Here is an 18,725-nt window from a genome sequence, read left to right on the forward strand (position 1 = left end):
TCCTAGTGCCCGGCGTGCTCGGCGATAAATTCGCGGGCGGCATCCAACTCTGCCGGGCTTTTCAGCGCGAGGGTTTTCACGCCCTTCAGTCCGCGGCGGGCCAGACCCACCAGGGTTCCGGCCGGAGCAAGTTCTAGCACTCCGGTGACGCCTTGGGCGGCCAGGGTTTCCATGCACAGGTCCCAACGCACCGGGCGGGAGACCTGAGCGACCAAGGATGCGAGGTTCGCGGCACCATCGGTCACGGGCGCGCCATCAAAGTTGGAGAGCAATGTCAGTTGTGGGTTTTGCGGTGACAGACTGGAGGATAGGTCTTGAAGAACCCCCACTGCCGGCTGCATGTGGCTGGTGTGGAAGGCGCCTGCGACCTTCAACGGGATCACTCGGGCCTTCGCTGGTGGGTTGGCCACCAGGGCTTCAAGCTGCTCTAGGGTGCCGGCCGCGACCGTTTGTCCGCCGCCGTTGGCGTTGGCTGGGGTCAAGCCGAGCTCACTGAGCTTGGCGAGGACCTCGTCCGGGTCTCCGCCAAGTACCGCGGCCATGCCGGTGGGGGTGGTGGCTGCGGCCTGAGCCATGGCGTTGGCGCGTTCCCGCACAAAAGTCAGCGCATCGGTTTCGCTCAATGCGCCGGCTAAGGCGGAGGCGGTAATTTCGCCGACCGAGTGTCCGGCAAGGATCGCACCGGCAGGCAAGGAATCGCCAAACAGTGCACGGGCGCTCACCAGCCCGGCGGCGACGATCAAGGGCTGCGCGACGGCGGTGTCCTTGATGGTCTCCTCGTCGGAGGTGGTTCCGTGGGCGAGAAGATCGCGCCCGGTGATGTCGCCCAGCGCCGTTAAATGGTCGCGAACGCCATCAACTTCGAGCCAGTCGGTGAGAAAACCTGGGGTCTGGGAGCCCTGTCCGGGGCAAACGATTGCTAACACTCTTACAGCTTTCCAAATAGTTGTGGCTTCACGCGCGGTATTTGCGTACCAAGCTCGCGGTGCCTCTTTGTAGGAACTCTACAAAAGCTTAGCGTAACCCGAAGATGAAAACCCATGTAAAGCGCCTGTGTTGCGGTTCGGGGACTGTGTGTTCCCCATAAAATTGGCTGGTTTAGCCCGGTTCGTTCAGCCGGCCCAGTACCAGTGCGCTGTGCAGCACAAATGCGTCACGCGCCACCAAGGGATCCCAACCGGTTACCTCGGAAACACGCTTGAGCCGGTAACGCACGGTATTGGCGTGCACAAAAAGTTCTCGCGCGGTGCCCTCCAGCGAGTGGCCGAGCGCAAGGTAACTGGACAGCGTCTGCAGCAGCCCGTTTCCGGCGTGCACCAGTGGCTGATAAACGCGTTCGATGAGCGCGGTGCGCGCCAGCGGGTCACCGTTAAACACCCGTTCGGGCCACAGGTCATCGGCGTCTACCGGCACCGGCGCCTGCTCCCAGGCGCGGGCCGCGCCGTAGCCTGCCACCGCGGCGCTCGCGGCGGTATGCATCTGGCTGACGGTGCTCGCCAGCGGGGAATAGACGATCGGCCCGGGCCCGAAGAACCGGGCAAAGCGGGTGAGGTCCGCTTCCTCAAATTTGGTGTCCGAAAGCATCAGGATCGCCCGATCTCCGAGCACCCCCACCAGCGAGTCGCTGGCGTAGCGTTGCGCCACTCGGCGCAGCGCCGCGACGAAGGTGACCGAGCTGGACGCCGGGGTCGTGCCGACCATGATGCGAATGTTCTTTTGTGACTTCCAGCCGATCGCCGCGATACGGGAGGACAGCGAGTCCTGAGATTCGCCATGCAGTACCGCATCGACCACGTGCGCTTCTAGCCGGGAATCCCAGGCGCCGCGGGTCTCGGCGGCCCGCGCATACACATCGGCGGCGGCGAAGGCCACCTCGCGGGAGTAGCGAAGTACCGCCTCGCGCAGTTGTGCCTGTTCGTTCTCGGCCGCGATATCCGGCACCTGGGATTCGACAACCTCCACGATGGTGCGCAGCAACGCCAACGCTTTTTGCAGCGAGATGGAGCGGGTCAGCTCGCTCGGGGCGGCGCCAAAGACGTCGTTCATCACCCAAGCCGGGGTGGATTCGGGCTCCTCGTACCAGGTGACAAAGGTGGAGATGCCCTTTTGCGCGACGAGCCCCAGGGCCGCGCGTTCGGCCGGTTCTAAGGAGCGGTACCAGGGTAGCGATTGGTCCAGGTATTTCAGCGCCGTGGTGGACAGCACGCCCAGATGGCTTTTGAGCCGGCGAATAGTTTCTGCGGTGGGCTTGGGCACTCGCACAGCGCGCGAGCGCACACCCGATGTGGGCTCGACCTGAGGACTCATGGTTTCAAGCATACGCAAAAAATGTGCCTACGCGCCGGTAGTTAAATGCGGCGGGCGCCAAGCCACCGGTGAAAGGTGGCTTGGCGCCCGCCAAACAAACAAGAACTAGCTCCGCGTGACTTACGCGTCGCCGCCCGCGTTACCGGAAGTTCCGGCATTTGGGTTGTTCAGGTCGTACTTTGCGTGAGCCTTTACCGCGGTATCGGCCGGGATCTCGCCGCGTTCTGCCAGCGAGGCCAAGGTCTTGACCACCAGGGTGTGCGAGTCGATCTTGAAGAACCGGCGCGCCGCGGCACGGGTGTCGGAGAAGCCGAATCCGTCCGCGCCCAAGGTGTGGAATTCACCGGGCACGTAAGGGCGGATCTGCTCCGGCACCGCACGCATGTAGTCGGTGGTGGCGATGACCGGACCGGTGGTGGACTGCAACTTGGAGGTCACAAACGGTACCGGGCGAGCCTTGGACGGATCGACGAGCACCTTCTCATCGGCGATCTGGCCCTCGCGCGCCAACTCGTTCCAGGAGGTGACCGACCAGACATCGGCGGACACGCCCCACTCCTCGGCCAGGATCTGCTGGGCCTCGATAGCCCACGCCAGCGCCACGCCGGAGGCGAGCAGCTGGGCGCGTGGCCCATCGGTGGTCGCTTCCTTCAGCAGGTAGATACCCTTTACGATGCCCTCAACGTCGACGTTTTCAGGCTCGGCAGGCTGGCTGATCGGCTCGTTGTACACGGTGATGTAGTACATCACGTTGGGATCCGAGTGCGTGCCCCCGTACATGCGCTCAAGGCCCGAGCGCATGATGTGCCCGATCTCGTAACCGTAGGCCGGGTCGTAGGCGACCACTGCCGGGTTGGTGGCGGCAAGCAACGGCGAGTGGCCGTCCGCGTGCTGCAAACCTTCACCGGTCAGCGTGGTGCGTCCTGCGGTGGCGCCGATGATGAAGCCACGGGTCATCTGGTCCGCGGCGGCCCAGAACTGGTCGCCGGTGCGCTGGAAACCGAACATCGAGTAGAACACGTAGATCGGGATCAACGGTTCATCGTGCGTGGAGTAGCTGGTGCCGGCGGCGGTGAAGGCCGCCACGGCGCCTGCCTCGTTGATGCCCGGGTGGATCAGCTGACCGCTGGCCGACTCCTTGTACGCCAACACCAGATCACGGTCTACCGACAGGTAATTCTGTCCGGCAGGGTTGTAGATCTTGGCGGTAGGGAAGAAGGAGTCCATGCCGAAGGTGCGCGACTCATCGGGCACGATCGGCACGATGCGGTGACCGAAGTCCTTGTCACGCATCAGGTCCTTGAGCAGACGCACAAAGGCCATGGTGGTGGCGGCCTGCTGCTTGCCCGAACCACGCTTAGCGAAGGCGTACGCCTTATCGCCTGGCAGGTGGATCTTGGAGCTGGTTTCCTTACGGCGCGTTGGCACCGCGCCGCCCAGTTCGCTGCGGCGTTCCATCATGTACTTGTACTCCGCCGAGTCGTTGCCCGGGTGGTAGTACGGCGGCATGTATGGATCGGCTTCGAGCTGCTCGTCGGTGATCGGGATGCGCAGGTGATCGCGGAAGCCCTTGAGGTCCTCCAAGGTCAGCTTCTTCATCTGGTGGGTCGCGTTACGCGCCTCGAAGTGCGTGCCCAGGCCGTAGCCCTTGACCGTCTTGGCCAGGATGACCGTTGGCTTGCCCTTAAACTCGGTGGCTGCCTTATAGGCCGCGTAGACCTTGTGGTAGTCGTGACCGCCGCGCTTCAGGTTCCAGATCTCGTCGTCGGTCATATCCGCGACGAGTTCCTTGGTTTCTGGACGCTGACCGAAGAAGTGCTCGCGAACGAAAGCACCGGACTCGGCCTTGTAGGTCTGGTAGTCGCCATCCGGGGTCTGGTTCATCACGTCGACCAGGGCGCCATTTGGATCTTCTTCGAGCAGGGCATCCCACTCGCGACCCCAAACCACCTTGATGACGTTCCAGCCCGCACCGCGGAAGAAAGCCTCAAGTTCCTGCATGATCTTGCCGTTACCGCGGACCGGACCGTCGAGGCGCTGCAGGTTGCAGTTGATCACGAAGGTCAGGTTGTCCAGCTTCTCGTTGGCAGCAAGCTGCAAGAAGCCGCGTGACTCTGGCTCGTCCATTTCGCCGTCGCCCAGGTAGGCCCAGACGTGCTGGTCGGAAGTGTCCTTGATGCCACGGTTGTGGATGTAGCGGTTCAGCTGTGCCTGGTAGATGGCGTTGGCTGGGCCGATCCCCATCGACACGGTCGGGAACTGCCAGAAGTCTGGCATCGAACGCGGGTGTGGGTAGGAAGGTAGTGCGTGGCCTTCTTTGGACTTCTCCTGGCGGAAGCCGTCCATATCTTCTTCGCTCAAGCGTCCTTCGAGGAAGGCGCGGGCGTACATGCCGGGGGATGCGTGGCCCTGGAAGAAGACCTGATCGCCGCCGCCCGGGTGGTCCTTGCCGCGGAAGAAGTGGTTAAAGCCAACCTCGTACAAGGTGGCTGCGCCTGCGTAGGTGGAGATGTGTCCGCCGACGCCGACGCCTGGGCGCTGGCCGCGGTGCACCATGATGGCTGCGTTCCAGCGCATGTACGCGCGGAAACGGCGTTCTACGGACTCATCGCCCGGGAATTCTGGTTCCTGATCCACCGGAATCGTGTTCACGTAGTCGGTGGTGGTCACCATGGGGACGCCAACGGACTTGGCGCCGGCACGCTGCAACAGCGAGCGGATGATGAACTGAGCACGTTCGGTGCCCTGGGATTCGACCAGTGAGTCGAATGAGTCCAACCATTCCTGAGTTTCCTCAGGATCCCGATCAGAAAGCTGGTAAGTCAAACCACTACGGATCTGGGAGATGTGTTCCTCTACAGCCACGGAAGCTCCTTGATTGAATTGCGGCTCCGGCACGTTGGTCTGAGTTTCGGACCGTGTGACGGGTTGGGACTACGAGAGCGGCGCGCTTGAGTGACGTGTGCGTCTCGTTTCAACCCATACTCTAGTTCTTATAGGGATGTGAAAAGTACAGTTTTTTGACGCAAAAAGCCCTTAAATCTGACTTATAGAGTGACATATGCAACTCGGTACAGGAGCTAGGTACATAATGCTCATGTAAGGATGAGGTGAGTCACGAGTTCACGCGATAGAATTACCGGCGTGTTACGTCCTTAGCGCTTGAATGGGAAGACAAAAGAGTGTTTTGTTGTTAGTAACGCTTTGTAACAGCAGGAGGAATGAAGTGAGCGACGCCGTATCGGCAAACCTGGAACCCGCGAAGAACTTGGGTTTCAAAGATGAAGACCTTATTCAGGAACTGGGCTATGACGAAGACGTGGACTTCGGTCTTCGTGATGCTATCGAGGACCTGATCGGTTCAGATTTGCTCACCGAAGAAGACCACGACGTAGTCGACGCAGTCATTTTCTGGTGGCGCGACGGCGACGGAGACTTAGTCGACGCTCTGATGGATTCATTGGAATGCCTTGATGAAGGTGGCATTGTTTGGCTACTTACCCCTAAACAGGGTCGTAGCGGACACGTGTCCCCAACCCAGATTCAACAGGATGCTCCCACCGCGGGGCTTCATGTCACTACAACTGAGGGTGTCTCAGAGGATTGGTCCGCCATCCGTCTAGCACCACGCAAGAAGCACTAATGATCGAAACAGGTTCACGCCTGTTCGATTTCTCGCTGGAAAACCAGTACGGCGAAACTATCACCAGCACCCAGCTCGCTTCGGGCAGGGTGCTGGTGGTTTTTTACCCCTGGGCATTTTCCCGCGTCTGCGGATCTGAACTGGCACAAATTCAAGAACATCACCAAGAGTTTCTCGACGCGAACGTACGGGTGGTGGCGATCTCCGTGGACCATAAGTTCACGCTGCGTAGCTACGCCGAACAGCTTGGCGTCGAGTTTGAACTGCTCGCCGATTTCTGGCCGCACGGTGCGGTCGCCAAGGCGGCCGGCGCATTTGATGAGGCTAAGGGAGTGGCTACACGCCTCTCGCTGTACCTGATCGACGGGGTGGTGCGCCACGTTTTTAGTAGTCCAATGACCGAGCCGCGCAGCCTGAAGGCATATCAAGAGGTCATTACGAGCCTGACGTGACGTAGCTCGCCTGGCGCGTTCGGCTCTCGATTTGCGCGAAGAGAAAATAACCGGTAAATTTATCTCTCGTTGGCTTGGAGAAATGCAAGACAGCATAAAGGTTTGGGCCTTTAGCTCAGCTGGTAGAGCGTCACGTTTACACCGTGAATGTCATCGGTTCGATCCCGGTAGGGCCCACCAAGCAAAACCCGCTACACTTCATCTTCGGATGAGGGGAAGCGGGTTTTTTGTTGTGCGCTGTCCGGCGCTAAACGAAGAGGTGTTCACCTACTTCGTGGTGCGGCTCCCGGCTAGAAAACCGGTTCTCGGCCTGAGCCAAGCGGACGTTTGTGGACGGAGTCTGCCACGTAGGTCTAGCCCAGGGGCCGCACATCGGGGGACCGTCACAAAATTCAGTGGAATAGGTTCCGCCTCGGCATGGTTGTCGCCAGAGAGCATCTGTATTTTTTCTGCAGGGTAGATTCTGCAAAACTACAAACTTAAGGAAACGATTTGCCTGTTCCGTTGAGCATTCTTGATCTTGCCTCTATCTCTGAAGGCTCCACGGCGCGCGAGGGGATTGCCGCGTCGATGAAAAGCGCCCGCCTGGCGGATGAGCTTGGCTACCATCGGCTGTGGTTTGCCGAACACCACAACACGGCAAATCTTGCGTCCAGCGCCACCGCGTTGCTCATTTCACAGGCCGCCTCGGTCACCGAACGGATCCGGGTGGGTTCTGGTGGTGTGATGTTGCCTAACCATGCTCCGCTAATGGTCGCCGAGCAGTACGGAACCTTGGCTAACATTCATGGTGATCGGATAGACTTGGGCCTTGGCCGCGCACCAGGAACAGACGGTATGACCGCGCAGGCGCTGAGTCGCTCGTCGGCCGAGCCGCAAGAGTTTGCGCGGAGCATTTATGACCTGCAGGGCTGGTTCGGGCAAACCGGCACGGCCCACAGCATGCCGATTGTCTCTGCCGTATCAGCCGGTATGAACGTGCCGATTTGGGTGCTTGGCTCCACGGTTAACGGTGCGTCTATTGCCGGTCAATTGGGTTTGCCATTTTCTATCGCGTCGCACTTCGCTCCGGATCAGCTTGACCACGCGCTGAAGGTTTACCGAGACGCGTTTAATCCGCAGGCGGTGACGGCCCAGATCGACAAGCCCTACGTGATGGCTGGTATCAACGTGATGGTCGCGGACACCGACGATCAGGCTGCGCGGGAATTCACGGTGATCGAGCAGATGTTCCAGGATGTTCAGCGCGGAAAATCGCGCAAGCTGCAGCCTCCGGTAGACCCTGAAACGCTGGCAAGTCATGGAGGTGGCGAAAACCCGATGCTGAAGATCAAGGCGGTGGGCGCTGCGCCGAAGGTCAAAGCCGAGCTGGAGGCGTTTGTGCAGCGAACCGGTGCCGACGAACTTATTACGACGACCTATGCCTTCGATCCATCCGTGCGCGAGCACTCGCTGAAACTTCTAGCGCAGCTCTGGTTCTAGACTTTCACGCAATAGTGCATCTGCCGCGGGCGAAGATCGAAACGCCGGGCGAGAGATGCAGGTCACTGCGTTCTGATTTGCGCCGATGAGTTTTCACCAGTAAAGTTATTCCCTGTTGGCAAGAAGTTATTTCTTCGCTCAACGATGGTAAGGGCCTTTAGCTCAGCTGGTAGAGCGTCACGTTTACACCGTGAATGTCATCGGTTCGATCCCGGTAGGGCCCACCAAGCAAAACCCGCTTCACCTCATCTTCGGATGTGGGGGAAGCGGGTTTTTTGTTTTGCGCACAGACGGTGTGAATCTAACTTAATCTCGCCAGAGGCCCACGTAGCCGACCCAGGGTTTGCCGGTGGTGTATCCGCGCTGGGCATCGGGGTCGTAGGTACAGGAAGACTCGCTGACCCGAACGCCGTTATTTTTGACGACATAATTGACGGTGGTGACCGTGCGCCAAACTTCACATGCCTGTTGGTTTGCGAAGAAGACCCGTGATGATCCTGCGAAACTTCCTGCGTTAGCGGCCGGCGCCGCGACGAATCCGGCGCCACCGATCAGTCCCAGGGACAGTGCTGTTGCGACGATTCTACGATTGATCTTCATAGTTGCCTTTACCTTGGTTGAAGTTCTAGCTAATGGATGGTTTAACCATTGCATGGACTGAAGTCATCATTCAACCCTGAAATCATTTCTTAACTCTCGTATTACGCCTAGCCAAGACGTCAATAAGGAATGTCGCTCGATGTGGCGGAATAGTTGAAGCATCTAAGCGGTGTCTCGTTTTAAACGTTTTTGGTGGTGGAAGACGCTTGAATCTCTGCGCCGAAGGTACCTAGCTTTTCTGGCTGAAAATGATACTCAATGCGTAGCGGGAAACTATAGCAGGGTGAAATTGCTATTTCTTTTTTGCATGGGAAACTGAAGTCATGACTGCTCCCGAAGAAAACGTATGGATCGCCGCCACGCGAGCGAATCCCGAACACTCGCAGAACTTTGCGCAACGCTGGCGGACCTTCGCTCAGGAAGGCCGCGATATTTTTGGTGAGGCGCGAGCCATCGATGCGATGGCAGATCGCGGCAGTCGAATCCTTGATGCCGGATGCGGTACCGGCCGAATCGGCGGCTGGTTGGCCGAACGCGGGCATCAGGTCGTAGGAATCGACCTTGATGAGCACCTGATCGATGTGGCCCGCGAGGATTACCCGCAGGCGCGCTGGGAGGTTGGCAATCTGGCTGACTTCACGCTCAGCGAGGATTCTTCAGCCGCACTTGAGTTCGATGTGATCGTCTCGGCCGGAAATGTACTCACCTTCTTATCCCAATCTGAGCGCTTGCCAGCATTAGTGAAACTGCGTGAGCATTTGGCCACCGATGGACGCCTGGTGGTGGGTTTCGGCGCGGGACGCGACTACGAGTTCGCCGACTTTGAAGCCGATGCAGCTGTTGCGGGTCTCGAACTCCAGCAGCGCTTCTCCACTTGGCAGTTCCACCGTCCGGCTGATGACTTCCTCGTGGCGGTGCTCGGCCGCGCCGACTAAGCGCGGAGGAGGATTACGCCTTGACGCGTAGCCGCCACAGCGAGGTGACTTCCCGCGAACGTGCTGCATGGAGGATGTCAGCATCGTCCTTGGCGCGCCCGTGCGTTGGCAGGGTGTCGAGCCTGTCGACCACTTCTAGGCCTGCGTCGTCGATGGCATCAAGGAGCAGGTGGCGACTGCGCAGGCCCAACAGTTCGGCCAAATCAGAAATGATCAGCCAGCCTTCGCCGTGCGTTGTGAGGTGTTCGGGCAATCCGCGTAGGAACTGTAAGAGCATCTTGCTTCCCGGATCGTACACGGCAGCATCCAGTGTGGTCGGTGCGCTTCCAGGCAACCAGGGCGGATTGCAGATCACCAGGGGCGCGCGGCCTGCGGGGAACATGCTGGTCAGTTCGGCGCGGGCGGAATCGTCGATGGCCAGGCGCGCGAAGTTGTCGTTAGCGCAATCTACCGCTCGCTGATGGATGTCGGTGCCGATCACGGTCTTCACCCCGCGGGCCACCAAGATGGCTGCCAGCACCCCGGTGCCGGTGCCAATATCAAAGGCTAGCTCGGTGGTGTTCAGTGGCGCCTTGGCAACCAGATCAACATACTCGTGCCGGGTGGGCAAAAATGTGCCGTAGCCGGGGTGGATCTTTTGGCCTAGTGCTGGCACCTCGACGCCGTTGATGTACCACTGGTAGGCGCTGAGCACGCCGGTGAGTTCTTGCAGGCTGACTACGGCACGCGTCGCAGTGGACCCAGCCTGCTGCGGATAACTAAATGCTACCGCAGGGCCAATACGTGGGGCCCGGGGGAGTTCTAAGGCGGCCTCACCATCGGTAGTGTCAAGATTTAATGGAACTAATATCAGCGACATCATGCGCGAGCGTTGAGCTCGCCCCTGACGGATTGCGTAGAACTTCTCTGCGTCGGTTTGGGTTTTGCGCGACGTCTTGCCGGTGGCCGCCTTGGACAGGCGGCGATCGATGGCCGATAACATTTGCTTGGCATTGTGGAAGTCTCCCAACCAAAGCATGGCGGTGCCACGCGCCGCGTTGCGCATGGCGGCATCGGCGGTGAGCCGGTCATCAACGACCACCACATTTTTAGGTGCGGGGCGCGCATTGGCAGACCACCAGTGGGCGGAAGTGTGAGTTCCTTGGTGTTCCCAGCTCAGAGTTTGGTCGGCAATGTTGGGGGAGTGCTCGATGGCGGTGTACCTCGTTGAGTCGTGGCGCTCACCCGATGTCTGACCGCGCGTGAGCGATGGTGTTGCGAAGTCTAGTAATGACAATGATACGGAGTTTTCCGCTAGCGCTGGTGCAGTACGAGCACCTCTAGCGTGTACGACTCCTGAGTGCTATCTTTAACTTTGTAATGCAAAGTACTTTTCATCACGAATAACTTTGTGGCTCTACCGAGTCGCCCGATGAAAGAGAGAGCAGACCATGAGCAACGACAACACGCCAGAAACGGATCCGGCGCGGATCTTGGATGATATCGAGGCTAATGCGCGTCAAACACGTCAGGCCATGAGCCCGAACCAGCTGCTTCTCTTTTCGCTCTGGGGCGGCGCCTGGGTGATCGCGTTCATCGCGGTCTTCCTCACCTTTGCTCCGGTTGCTGCGCCGTTGCTGCCGAGATTTCTCGGCGTCGGCATTGGGGTATTCGCCTTTGTGCTGGCCATCGTGCTTTCCGCGGTGCACTCGGCCAAACGTGGCTCCGGAACGAAGGGGCCATCAATGGTAGAAGGTGCCATTTACGGCAACACCTTCACGCTAGGAATCATCTTTGCCGGCTTGCTCGGATGGCGGCTGCACGCGGCGGGCCTAGATTCCATGGGACTGCTGACCTTCGCGCTCGGCGCACTGTGCTTGGTGGTGGGGGTGTTGGTAATCGCCGGATCGTTGATCTTCAATGATCGAACACAATTGATTTTTGGGGCATGGATCTTAGTAATTGGAATGCTTTCACTGGCAGTGCCGGCGCCCTACAATTTGCTGGCCGGCGCGGTGGGAGGACTGGGGTTGATAGTGCTCGGGTTGCTGCACGGACTGAAGCCAGCATTGGTCGCAGGTGAGGTGGTTGAAGGTGGGCATGCACGAGCTTGATCCAGTCATTCATGCACAGGCGCGCCTGCGCACGGTCACGGTGCTCGACACGCTTCGGGTCGGAGACCGAATCTCATTTCCCAAACTCCAGGGGCTGCTTGCGATGACCTCGGGTAATCTGGCGACACATCTGCGCAAACTTGAAGAGAGTCAGTATGTGGCAGTGGAGAAGATTTTGGAGGGACGCAATCCGGTGACCTATGTGTGTCTCACGTCCACGGGGCGGGTAGCGTTTGAAAACTATAAATCGGCGCTACGCGAACTGCTTGACCCGGCGCGGTAAAAAGCCAAACCTTAGCGCATACTTGCACGATTGCAAGACCTAGAAATCGGAGTCAGGCAAACGTAAGGTTGTGTCCAGCTAGCTCCAAAAATTGGCAGGTAGCGTCGGTTAGGTAAGTTGTTCGATCAAGCGACAGGAGATCATCTGATGGGTTTGGGCGATAAGTTTAAGAACAAGGCTCAGGAAGCAAGCGGCAAGGTCAAGGAGACCGTAGGCGATGCGACCAACAATGAGAGCCTGCAGGCCGAAGGCGTGAAGGATCAGGCAGCAGCCAAGGCCAAACAGGCCGGCGAAGCAGTCAAGGACGCAGCTAAAGACGTTCGCGACGATCTGAACAAGTAAAAGTTTTCCGTCCAAAGGCACCCACCAATTCGGTGGGTGCCTTTGGTGCGTGCGGGCATTGACAGTTAGCGGGCAGTAGTTAGTTGATGTAGTGCCCGGATTACCGGCAGCGAACTGTCTTCCTCCGCTTCCAGTTGCTTCGCAAGATGTGCAGCGCGCACCGCGTATTTATCGGTAGCCAGCGTCTCATCTATGGCTGCGAGCAGTCTTTCGACGCTCAGCTCTTTGTATTTGATCGGCTCCACTCCTGCGCCTAAGGCGTGCACGCGTGCCGCCCAGAAGGGCTGATCGGTGAAGATTGGCACGCTAATCGTTGGCACGCCGGCGCGTAGTCCGGAGGCCGTAGTGCCTGCCCCGGCGTGATGAATGACCGCGGCCATCTGCGGAAATAGCCACTGGTGGTCGGTGCCGCCGATGCCCAAGATGTTCGGCTCGTTGATTCCGGGGGCGCCTTGTAGGATGAACCGCCGGTCACTGCGGGTAGCCACCTCGTGCATGAAATCCGCATCCATTGCCGCGGTGCTGCCAAAACCAAGGTAGACCGGTGGCGGGCCATCGGCGAGAAAGTCGAGAAGCTCGGTTGGGGCGGTCCAATCGCTATCGTGTTGCGGCCACCAGTAGCCGCAGGTGCTCATCGCCGGGCGCCAGTCCTTTGGTCGCGGAACCAGCAATGGGCTGAAGCCGTGCAGGATCGGCGCGTCTTTGCTCCTGCGTTGCCGCTCGGAGGCGGTCCGACTGCGCGGTGGCAAGCTAAGTTCGGAACGCAGCCGGTTAACTGGCGGATCGTAGGGGGCTTTGCTGGCACCAATGAGCGAGCCAAGGAGCTTGTTGCCCACAGCTCCAAAATTGCGCGCGGTGCCTAACACCATGGGTGCGTAGGCCCCGCTCGGCTCGGTTGGCTGCAGGTGAGCGCCGATGACTGGAATCTGTAGCGCCTCGGCGACATCGTAGGCAAATGGTGCGACAGAATTGGCCATGATCACCTCCGCTCCCTGCTCGGCGGCTCGCAGCGTTCCGGTGGCAGCGGACTCAAAATAGGCTTGCAATTCACGCATATACCAGCGCAATTTTTTGGCGCCAGCTTTCTGGCCCGGGGCTGTGGGGTTCACCAGTTCATTCATGGAGCCGGGCAGTTCGTGGAAGGTGGCGCCGGCGCGGGTGACCAGTGGTGCGTATTCCATGTTGGCCGCGATCGACACCTCAAAACCGTGAGTGCCCAGTTTGGCGGCGAGTCCCGCCATGGGTGCTACGTCGCCACGAGTTCCAGGGGTGATCATGAGTACACGCATTTTCTCTCCAGCCTATTAATAGCGATCACTGTTCGCAATTAAGTATATAGTCTAATGGTGTCAGCGGAACACCACCAAGGACGGCAGGAGAATTCTAGAGTGCCGAAGCAAAAAAAGCAGGAAGCCGGCGCGACTTTAGAGCGTAGCGCCAGGGGTCCCAAACCGGCGCACTCACGCGAAAAGATCGCACGGGTGGCCGTTGAGCTGGCTGACGAGCGAGGTCTGGACGCGGTGTCCATCAGAGCCGTCGCCCAACAAATCGGCGCGGGGGCCGCCTCCCTTTACCGATATGTTGATTCTTCGGACCAATTACTGGATTTGATGGTGGATCGGGTCAGCGGCGAATACGTCTTCGACGAGTTGGCCGGCAGCCCTGAAGAACAATTGCTCGCACTCGCCGCGCAGGGACGAGCGATTATGCACACCCACCGCTGGCTGGCACCACTGGTGCAGAGCACACGCGTACCAGGGCCACAGACCCTGCACTATTTAGAGTCCGCGCTGAGCGCCTTAGCGGGTACCGCATTATCTGGAACGCAAAAACTTCAAACGATCGCCATGCTGACCGCGATCACCTCCGCCTTCGTGATCAACGAACTAAGTCAGCAAGATGCGCAGCCGCGCGGTGTTATCGAACTTCAGCAGGCGCTGGCCAGCGGTCAGTACCCTTTGCTTACCGCTGCCTTCCAACAGGCGGACCCCACGGTGGACCAAGACGGAGTGTTCGGCTCACTGATCAGGAATTATCTGCGCGGAGCCGGAATCTTCGAAGCGTAATTTTAACGCTATATTGCCTCGAATCGAAATCTTCTTTACCGTCGTGACTTGGTGTGAAACGATGAACCCATCACTAGCTTTACCGACGATACGGGAGTTCATCATGGCTGCACCAGCCGAAACGACGATGGCCGAGATCAATGAACTGATCAGCCTCGATACCACCAGCCGCGACAGTAACCTGCCGCTGATCGAGCTGGTGGTGGCCAAGCTGGATGCAGCGGGAATTAGCTCGAAGTTGATCCACAACGAGGACGGCTCCAAGGCGAACCTGCTGGCCACCATACCAGCGGCCGATGGCACGCGAACCGGCGGCATCGTGCTTTCCGGGCACACCGACGTGGTCCCGGTCGACGGGCAGGACTGGTCCAGCGAGCCGTTTAGCACGCAGGTTCGTGACGGCAAGCTTTACGGACGTGGCACCTGCGATATGAAGGGTTTTATCGGGGTAATCCTGGCCAAACTGCCGGATATCACCGCGGCGAAACTATCGGAACCAATCCACCTGGCGTTGTCCTATGACGAAGAAGTCGGGTGTGTGGGAGCGGTGAGCCTGGTGGAGGAAATCACCGACCAGCAGCTGGCCCCACGCGGAGCCATCATCGGTGAACCAAGTAGCATGCGCGCGATTCGTGGGCACAAGTCCATGAACGTTTTCCAGGTGACGTTCAACGGCGTTGCCGCCCACTCTTCGCTGCCACGCGAGGGGCTAAATGCGATCTCCTACGCGTTGCGCTTTGCCAACTATGTTGAAGAGATTTCGGCCCAGCTGCGCACCGAGGGGCCGAGCGATGACGCGTTCATCGAGCCAACCACCACCATGAACGTGAACCGGTTTGACGGCGGGATCGCGGTGAACACCATCCCTTCCAAGTGCGTGGTGCACTTTGAATTCCGTTCGCTGGCAGTAGTGGACCGGGCCGCGCTGATCGCGCAGTTCCGTGATTATGCCGCGCAGCTTGACGCTGAAATGAAGCAGCTAAACTCTGCCGGCTCGGTGCACTTCGAACAGGTTGCCGGCGCCCCGGGACTGGACACGGACCGCGGCGAGCAAATCGTTGCGTTGGCCGCCGCCTGCGGTGCGATCGCCACCGATGAAAAAGTCACCTATGGCACCGAGGCGGGACTGTTCGCCGCCGCGGGGATCCCATCTATAGTGTGTGGACCTGGCGATATTGCCCAGGCCCACGCACCGGATGAATTCATTGAGCTATCCCAGATTGTTGACTGCGAAAACTTCATCCTGCGCCTGGTGCAGGAGCTCTCGGCATGAGCACCACGGCGCCACAGGCGACCCCACAACAACTAGCAATTGCTCGCAAGGCGGTGATATCTTCCTCCATCGGCGCGGCCCTGGAATGGTTCGACATCATCGTCTACGCCACCTTCGCCACAACTATCGCCAAACTGTTCTACCCTGAGTCCAATGGATCCTTCGCGCTGATCCTGACCTTTGCGACCTTCGCGATTTCCTATCTGATCCGTCCACTGGGCGGAATGATCTTAGGAAGTTATGCGGATCGTAAGGGACGCAAGAAGGCGCTGACGCTGACTTTGATGCTGATGATGCTCGGCACGCTGATCATGGCCGTGGCCCCAACCTACGCGATGGTTGGAGTCTGGGGTGCGCTGATCATTTTGCTGTCGCGTCTCATTCAGGGATTCTCCGCCGGTGGCGAGTTTGGTACGGCCACCGCATTCTTGATCGAAAGCGCACCGCATAAGAAGGCGTTTTACGCCTCCTGGCAGGTGGCCGCGCAGGGCGTGTCGATGCTACTGGCCTCCGGGTTCGGTTACGTGCTGACCACACAGCTATCCCAAGAAGCGTTGGAAAGCTGGGGCTGGCGTGTGCCGTTTTTTGTTGGTCTGCTGATCGGGCCGGTGGGACTCTATATTCGTGCGCGACTCGAAGAAACCGAAGAGTTCATTTCCACCACGAAGAGCAAGTCGCCGTTGGGTGAATTGTTTAGCCAGCACTACGGCCGGCTCTTGGCCGGTTCCGCGGCCGTCGGTGTGGCAACAATTTCTGTCTACATGATCTTGTACATGCCAACCTTTGCCGTGAAAAACCTCAATATCCCGGCCGATGCCGCCTTCCTTGGCGGAGTAGTAGCCGGTGTGATCACCTTGGTGACCGTCCCGATGATCGGTCATCTGGCGGACCGGGTGGGCCCTGCCAAGGTGATGACCTGGGCGGCGGTCGGTGCCTTGGTATTGGCATGGCCACTGTTTAAGCTGATGACCAGCAATCCGAGTATCCCGGTGATGGTCCTGGTGATCGCGTTACTGGGCGTCATCATGTCCTTCTACTTCGGGCCACTGCCGGCACTGGTTTCCGCGCTCTTCCCAGCGGCGATTCGTGGGTCGGGGATCTCGGTCACCTACAACGTGGGCGTGACCCTGCTTGGCGGTATCGCACCACTGGTACTGACCTGGTTGCTAAGCATCACCGGTTCGTTGGAAACTCCGAGCCTGTACTACATGGCGATCGCAGTGATCTCCTTGGTCGGCCTGGCATTTATTCGCCTGCGGTACAAGTTGCGCTAAAAATCGCTTAAATCAAGAATGGCTTCGATCCTAAAGATCGAAGCCATTCTTATTTATCCCGTCTACCGGACTACCAGCAACACTGCGATCCAGTGGCAGGCGAAAGCCAGCACCGTACAGGCGTGGAAAAGTTCATGGAATCCGAAGACCGTCGGGACTGGGTTGGGACGTTTAGTTGCGTAGAACACCGCGCCGATCGAGTAGAACAGGCCTCCGCCTAAGACCAGCAGTAGGACCGCGGGGCTGGCTGCCCAATAAGAGGGGATGTCCATCGCTGCGCCCCAGCCAAGCAGAATGTACAGGACCACGGAGAACCAGCGTGGAGCCGCTGGCCAGAAGGTTTTGACTAGGATCCCGAGTATTGCTCCGGCCCAGATAATCGACAAGGTCAGGATCGCTTGAGAGCGGTCAAGGATTTGCACCGCAATGGGTGTGTAGGTGCCAGCGATTAACAAGAAAATATTTGCGTGATCAGCACGGCGGAACCACGCGGTGGTCTGCGCTGACCAATTTCCACGGTGATACATCGCCGAGGTGGCGAAGAGCGTGATGGAGGTCAGTGCGAAAACCGCGGCGGACCACTCGGCGGCCGGTCCCTGGGCCAAGACCACAATCAGTAGGCCCAAGATAATCACCAGCGGGCTGACCCAGGCATGAATCATTCCACGCCACAGCGTACGTTCGGTTCCCGGAGTTGGCTGCCACCGGGAGCGAGATCTTATCGGCTCGGTGGCGTCGGAGGCGGTGTTTGTCATGTGCTTCCTTAGAGCTGGCCAAAATGTCTGCTGGTTCAAATCTTACTGGAGTCAGTGAAGCACCCTGTTGAATTTTGACACCGTACTCAGGTGCTCTGTTGTCTTTAGTTACGGGGGCTCAGCTTGAATGCCGCGTGGTTTCAAATTTTGGGGGAGAGGCGGGGTAAGCTCCTATTTGGTTGAAGATCGCATGATATTCCGGCTCTTTAACATCATTATTCATTCGCATCACTTGGGGAGTTTTATGCTGCGCCGTGTCTTGGCTATGTTCGCGATTGGTGCGTTGGCACTAACTGGCTGCGCAAGTGCTGGTGATAGAGAGCAGGCAACTGCCGAGTTTAGCCAAAGCTATGTCCCACTTGATCAATACTTCGTGGCCGATCTGGCTTCAACGGGCTCTAAGAAGATCAAACCAGGCGCCAAGCTCACCGGGCCGAAAGCAATGGCTGTGTTGAACTCGTTGCCGGTGAAAGGTAAGGCCCCGGCTACCGGATATAACCGAAATAAGAAGTTCGGTAACGGGTGGAAAGACTTTGATAAGGATAAGTGCGACGAACGCCAAGATACGTTGTCTCGCGATATGTCCAAGGTGAAGTTCAAAGACCGTAAGAAGTGCACTGTGCGCTCCGGAACTTTGCAAGATAGCTACACCGGTAAGCGCATTAACTGGAAAGTGAATTCCGGTTCGGTCGATATCGACCACGTGGTTGCGCTGAAAAACGCCTGGATCTCCGGTGGGCAGAAGCTGTCGCAGGCACAACGTCAGTCGTTGGCTAACGACCCGTTGAATTTGATGGCTTCCTCGGCTTCTGCGAATCGGCAGAAGGGTGCTAAGAACACTGCCGAGTGGCTACCGAAAAATAAATCCTTCCGCTGCCAGTATGTGGCTACCCAGGTCAGCGTCAAGAAGAAGTACGCGCTTTCGGTGACCAAGGCCGAGAAGAACGCCATGAAAAAGGTGCTCAACACCTGCAAGAACCAAAAGTCCGCCAAGGTGAAACCGATCAAACCCGGTGGAAGCAAAGACAGTTCTAAGCCGAAAACTCCGAAAAAAATCCAGAGCCATTACGTTAAGGGCACCGTACATCCGGGAGCGTTCTGCAAGAGCGTAGATAAGTCTAAAAAGGGTAAGTCGAAAACTGGTAAGACCTACACCTGTAAGAGTTCCAAGACCGACAGTCGTTTGCGCTGGCGAGTCTAGCTGACAAAGAGGATGGCCC

The 18,725-nt window shown here is 58.5% G+C and carries 18 protein-coding genes and 2 tRNA genes; 13 read left to right on the forward strand and 7 right to left on the reverse strand.

Translation table 11 applies throughout. The features are described 5' to 3' along the window. Positions 1–2 precede the first annotated feature (2 nt). The 3 genes from CIK74_RS06865 to aceE all read right to left on the reverse strand — a co-directional run bounded on the left by CIK74_RS06865 (position 3) and on the right by aceE (position 5,172). Positions 3–926 (reverse strand): ACP S-malonyltransferase, encoded by a 924-nt coding sequence (locus CIK74_RS06865; protein WP_096255037.1) that lies wholly within the window; start codon positions 924–926, stop codon positions 3–5. A 172-nt stretch (positions 927–1,098) separates the two neighbouring features. Beyond that, positions 1,099–2,307, reverse strand: coding sequence for a helix-turn-helix domain-containing protein (locus CIK74_RS06870; RefSeq protein WP_096255060.1), 1,209 nt, complete (start codon positions 2,305–2,307; stop codon positions 1,099–1,101). Between the two features lie 120 nt (positions 2,308–2,427). Continuing rightward, positions 2,428–5,172, reverse strand: coding sequence for a pyruvate dehydrogenase (acetyl-transferring), homodimeric type (aceE, locus tag CIK74_RS06875; RefSeq protein ID WP_096255038.1), 2,745 nt, complete (start codon positions 5,170–5,172; stop codon positions 2,428–2,430). A 361-nt stretch (positions 5,173–5,533) separates the two neighbouring features. On the opposite strand from aceE, the gene CIK74_RS06880 reads away from it, so the two are divergent. From CIK74_RS06880 to CIK74_RS06900, 5 genes are all read left to right on the forward strand, one after another. After that, a complete protein-coding gene (locus CIK74_RS06880) occupies positions 5,534–5,950 on the forward strand; it encodes a DUF3052 domain-containing protein (RefSeq protein WP_229677096.1) in 417 nt (138 codons plus the stop codon). After that, on the forward strand, positions 5,950–6,402 hold the full coding sequence (locus tag CIK74_RS06885) for a redoxin domain-containing protein (protein WP_096255040.1): 453 nt from the start codon (positions 5,950–5,952) through the stop codon (positions 6,400–6,402). Before CIK74_RS06880 ends, CIK74_RS06885 begins: the two co-directional genes overlap by 1 nt. Before the next feature lie 104 nt (positions 6,403–6,506). Next, positions 6,507–6,582, forward strand: a tRNA-Val gene (locus CIK74_RS06890). Positions 6,583–6,894: 312 nt separating this feature from the next. After that, entirely contained in the window at positions 6,895–7,884 is a 990-nt protein-coding gene (locus CIK74_RS06895) for an LLM class flavin-dependent oxidoreductase (protein WP_096255041.1), read from the forward strand. Between the two features lie 151 nt (positions 7,885–8,035). Further along, positions 8,036–8,111, forward strand: a tRNA-Val gene (locus tag CIK74_RS06900). Positions 8,112–8,190: 79 nt separating this feature from the next. Here CIK74_RS06900 and CIK74_RS06905 read toward each other — a convergent pair. After that, complete coding sequence (locus tag CIK74_RS06905; protein ID WP_096255042.1) at positions 8,191–8,484, reverse strand: hypothetical protein; 294 nt, start codon at positions 8,482–8,484, stop codon at positions 8,191–8,193. A gap of 323 nt (positions 8,485–8,807) precedes the next feature. On the opposite strand from CIK74_RS06905, the gene CIK74_RS06910 reads away from it, so the two are divergent. Then, complete coding sequence (locus tag CIK74_RS06910; protein WP_096255043.1) at positions 8,808–9,419, forward strand: class I SAM-dependent methyltransferase; 612 nt, start codon at positions 8,808–8,810, stop codon at positions 9,417–9,419. A 13-nt stretch (positions 9,420–9,432) separates the two neighbouring features. Here the strand turns inward: CIK74_RS06910 and CIK74_RS06915 are convergent, their stop codons facing one another. Beyond that, entirely contained in the window at positions 9,433–10,695 is a 1,263-nt protein-coding gene (locus tag CIK74_RS06915) for a methyltransferase (RefSeq protein WP_240520480.1), read from the reverse strand. A gap of 154 nt (positions 10,696–10,849) precedes the next feature. Here CIK74_RS06915 and CIK74_RS06920 point away from each other — a divergent pair, with 154 nt between their 5' ends. The 3 genes from CIK74_RS06920 (at position 10,850) to CIK74_RS06930 (ending at position 12,137) form a co-directional block, all read left to right on the forward strand. Further along, positions 10,850–11,512, forward strand: a complete 663-nt coding sequence (locus CIK74_RS06920) for a hypothetical protein (RefSeq protein WP_096255044.1) — start codon at positions 10,850–10,852, stop codon at positions 11,510–11,512. Continuing rightward, entirely contained in the window at positions 11,499–11,795 is a 297-nt protein-coding gene (locus CIK74_RS06925) for a transcriptional regulator (RefSeq protein WP_096255045.1), read from the forward strand. The genes CIK74_RS06920 and CIK74_RS06925 overlap by 14 nt, the downstream gene beginning before the upstream one ends. A gap of 147 nt (positions 11,796–11,942) precedes the next feature. Continuing rightward, the gene (locus tag CIK74_RS06930; RefSeq protein WP_096255046.1) at positions 11,943–12,137 is read left to right on the forward strand and encodes a CsbD family protein; all 195 of its coding nucleotides are present in this window, start codon (positions 11,943–11,945) and stop codon (positions 12,135–12,137) included. 65 nt (positions 12,138–12,202) lie between these two features. Here the strand turns inward: CIK74_RS06930 and CIK74_RS06935 are convergent, their stop codons facing one another. Continuing rightward, a complete protein-coding gene (locus CIK74_RS06935) occupies positions 12,203–13,426 on the reverse strand; it encodes a glycosyltransferase (RefSeq protein WP_096255047.1) in 1,224 nt (407 codons plus the stop codon). A gap of 99 nt (positions 13,427–13,525) precedes the next feature. Between CIK74_RS06935 and CIK74_RS06940 the strand changes: the two genes are divergently transcribed. The 3 genes from CIK74_RS06940 (at position 13,526) to CIK74_RS06950 (ending at position 16,750) form a co-directional block, all read left to right on the forward strand. Further along, positions 13,526–14,203 (forward strand): TetR/AcrR family transcriptional regulator, encoded by a 678-nt coding sequence (locus tag CIK74_RS06940; RefSeq protein ID WP_170947780.1) that lies wholly within the window; start codon positions 13,526–13,528, stop codon positions 14,201–14,203. Between the two features lie 103 nt (positions 14,204–14,306). After that, the gene (gene argE / locus CIK74_RS06945) at positions 14,307–15,476 is read left to right on the forward strand and encodes an acetylornithine deacetylase (RefSeq protein ID WP_170947781.1); all 1,170 of its coding nucleotides are present in this window, start codon (positions 14,307–14,309) and stop codon (positions 15,474–15,476) included. Beyond that, positions 15,473–16,750, forward strand: coding sequence for an MFS transporter (locus CIK74_RS06950; RefSeq protein ID WP_096255049.1), 1,278 nt, complete (start codon positions 15,473–15,475; stop codon positions 16,748–16,750). Before argE ends, CIK74_RS06950 begins: the two co-directional genes overlap by 4 nt. Positions 16,751–16,812: 62 nt before the next feature. Here CIK74_RS06950 and CIK74_RS06955 read toward each other — a convergent pair whose 3' ends face one another. Beyond that, complete coding sequence (locus CIK74_RS06955; protein ID WP_096255050.1) at positions 16,813–17,505, reverse strand: hemolysin III family protein; 693 nt, start codon at positions 17,503–17,505, stop codon at positions 16,813–16,815. A 244-nt stretch (positions 17,506–17,749) separates the two neighbouring features. On the opposite strand from CIK74_RS06955, the gene CIK74_RS06960 reads away from it, so the two are divergent. Then, positions 17,750–18,706: an HNH endonuclease family protein gene (locus CIK74_RS06960; RefSeq protein ID WP_096255051.1), complete on the forward strand. Its 957-nt coding sequence runs from the start codon at positions 17,750–17,752 to the stop codon at positions 18,704–18,706. Positions 18,707–18,725: the final 19 nt, after the last annotated feature.

The sequence above is a fragment of the Glutamicibacter sp. BW77 genome (assembly GCF_002332285.1).
Taxonomy (GTDB): domain Bacteria; phylum Actinomycetota; class Actinomycetes; order Actinomycetales; family Micrococcaceae; genus Glutamicibacter; species Glutamicibacter bergerei.

What these genes read in the sequence shown, in the direction of transcription:
- CIK74_RS06955 (WP_096255050.1), bottom strand. Translation starts at nt 17,505, where the DNA reads ATGACAAACACCGCCTCCGACGCCACCGAGCCGATAAGATCTCGCTCC.
- CIK74_RS06910 (WP_096255043.1), top strand. Translation starts at nt 8,808, where the DNA reads ATGACTGCTCCCGAAGAAAACGTATGGATCGCCGCCACGCGAGCGAAT.
- CIK74_RS06870 (WP_096255060.1), bottom strand. Translation starts at nt 2,307, where the DNA reads ATGAGTCCTCAGGTCGAGCCCACATCGGGTGTGCGCTCGCGCGCTGTG.
- CIK74_RS06925 (WP_096255045.1), top strand. Translation starts at nt 11,499, where the DNA reads ATGCACGAGCTTGATCCAGTCATTCATGCACAGGCGCGCCTGCGCACG.
- CIK74_RS06935 (WP_096255047.1), bottom strand. Translation starts at nt 13,426, where the DNA reads ATGCGTGTACTCATGATCACCCCTGGAACTCGTGGCGACGTAGCACCC.
- CIK74_RS06960 (WP_096255051.1), top strand. Translation starts at nt 17,750, where the DNA reads ATGCTGCGCCGTGTCTTGGCTATGTTCGCGATTGGTGCGTTGGCACTA.
- argE (WP_170947781.1), top strand. Translation starts at nt 14,307, where the DNA reads ATGGCTGCACCAGCCGAAACGACGATGGCCGAGATCAATGAACTGATC.
- CIK74_RS06905 (WP_096255042.1), bottom strand. Translation starts at nt 8,484, where the DNA reads ATGAAGATCAATCGTAGAATCGTCGCAACAGCACTGTCCCTGGGACTG.
- CIK74_RS06920 (WP_096255044.1), top strand. Translation starts at nt 10,850, where the DNA reads ATGAGCAACGACAACACGCCAGAAACGGATCCGGCGCGGATCTTGGAT.
- CIK74_RS06930 (WP_096255046.1), top strand. Translation starts at nt 11,943, where the DNA reads ATGGGTTTGGGCGATAAGTTTAAGAACAAGGCTCAGGAAGCAAGCGGC.
- CIK74_RS06885 (WP_096255040.1), top strand. Translation starts at nt 5,950, where the DNA reads ATGATCGAAACAGGTTCACGCCTGTTCGATTTCTCGCTGGAAAACCAG.
- CIK74_RS06950 (WP_096255049.1), top strand. Translation starts at nt 15,473, where the DNA reads ATGAGCACCACGGCGCCACAGGCGACCCCACAACAACTAGCAATTGCT.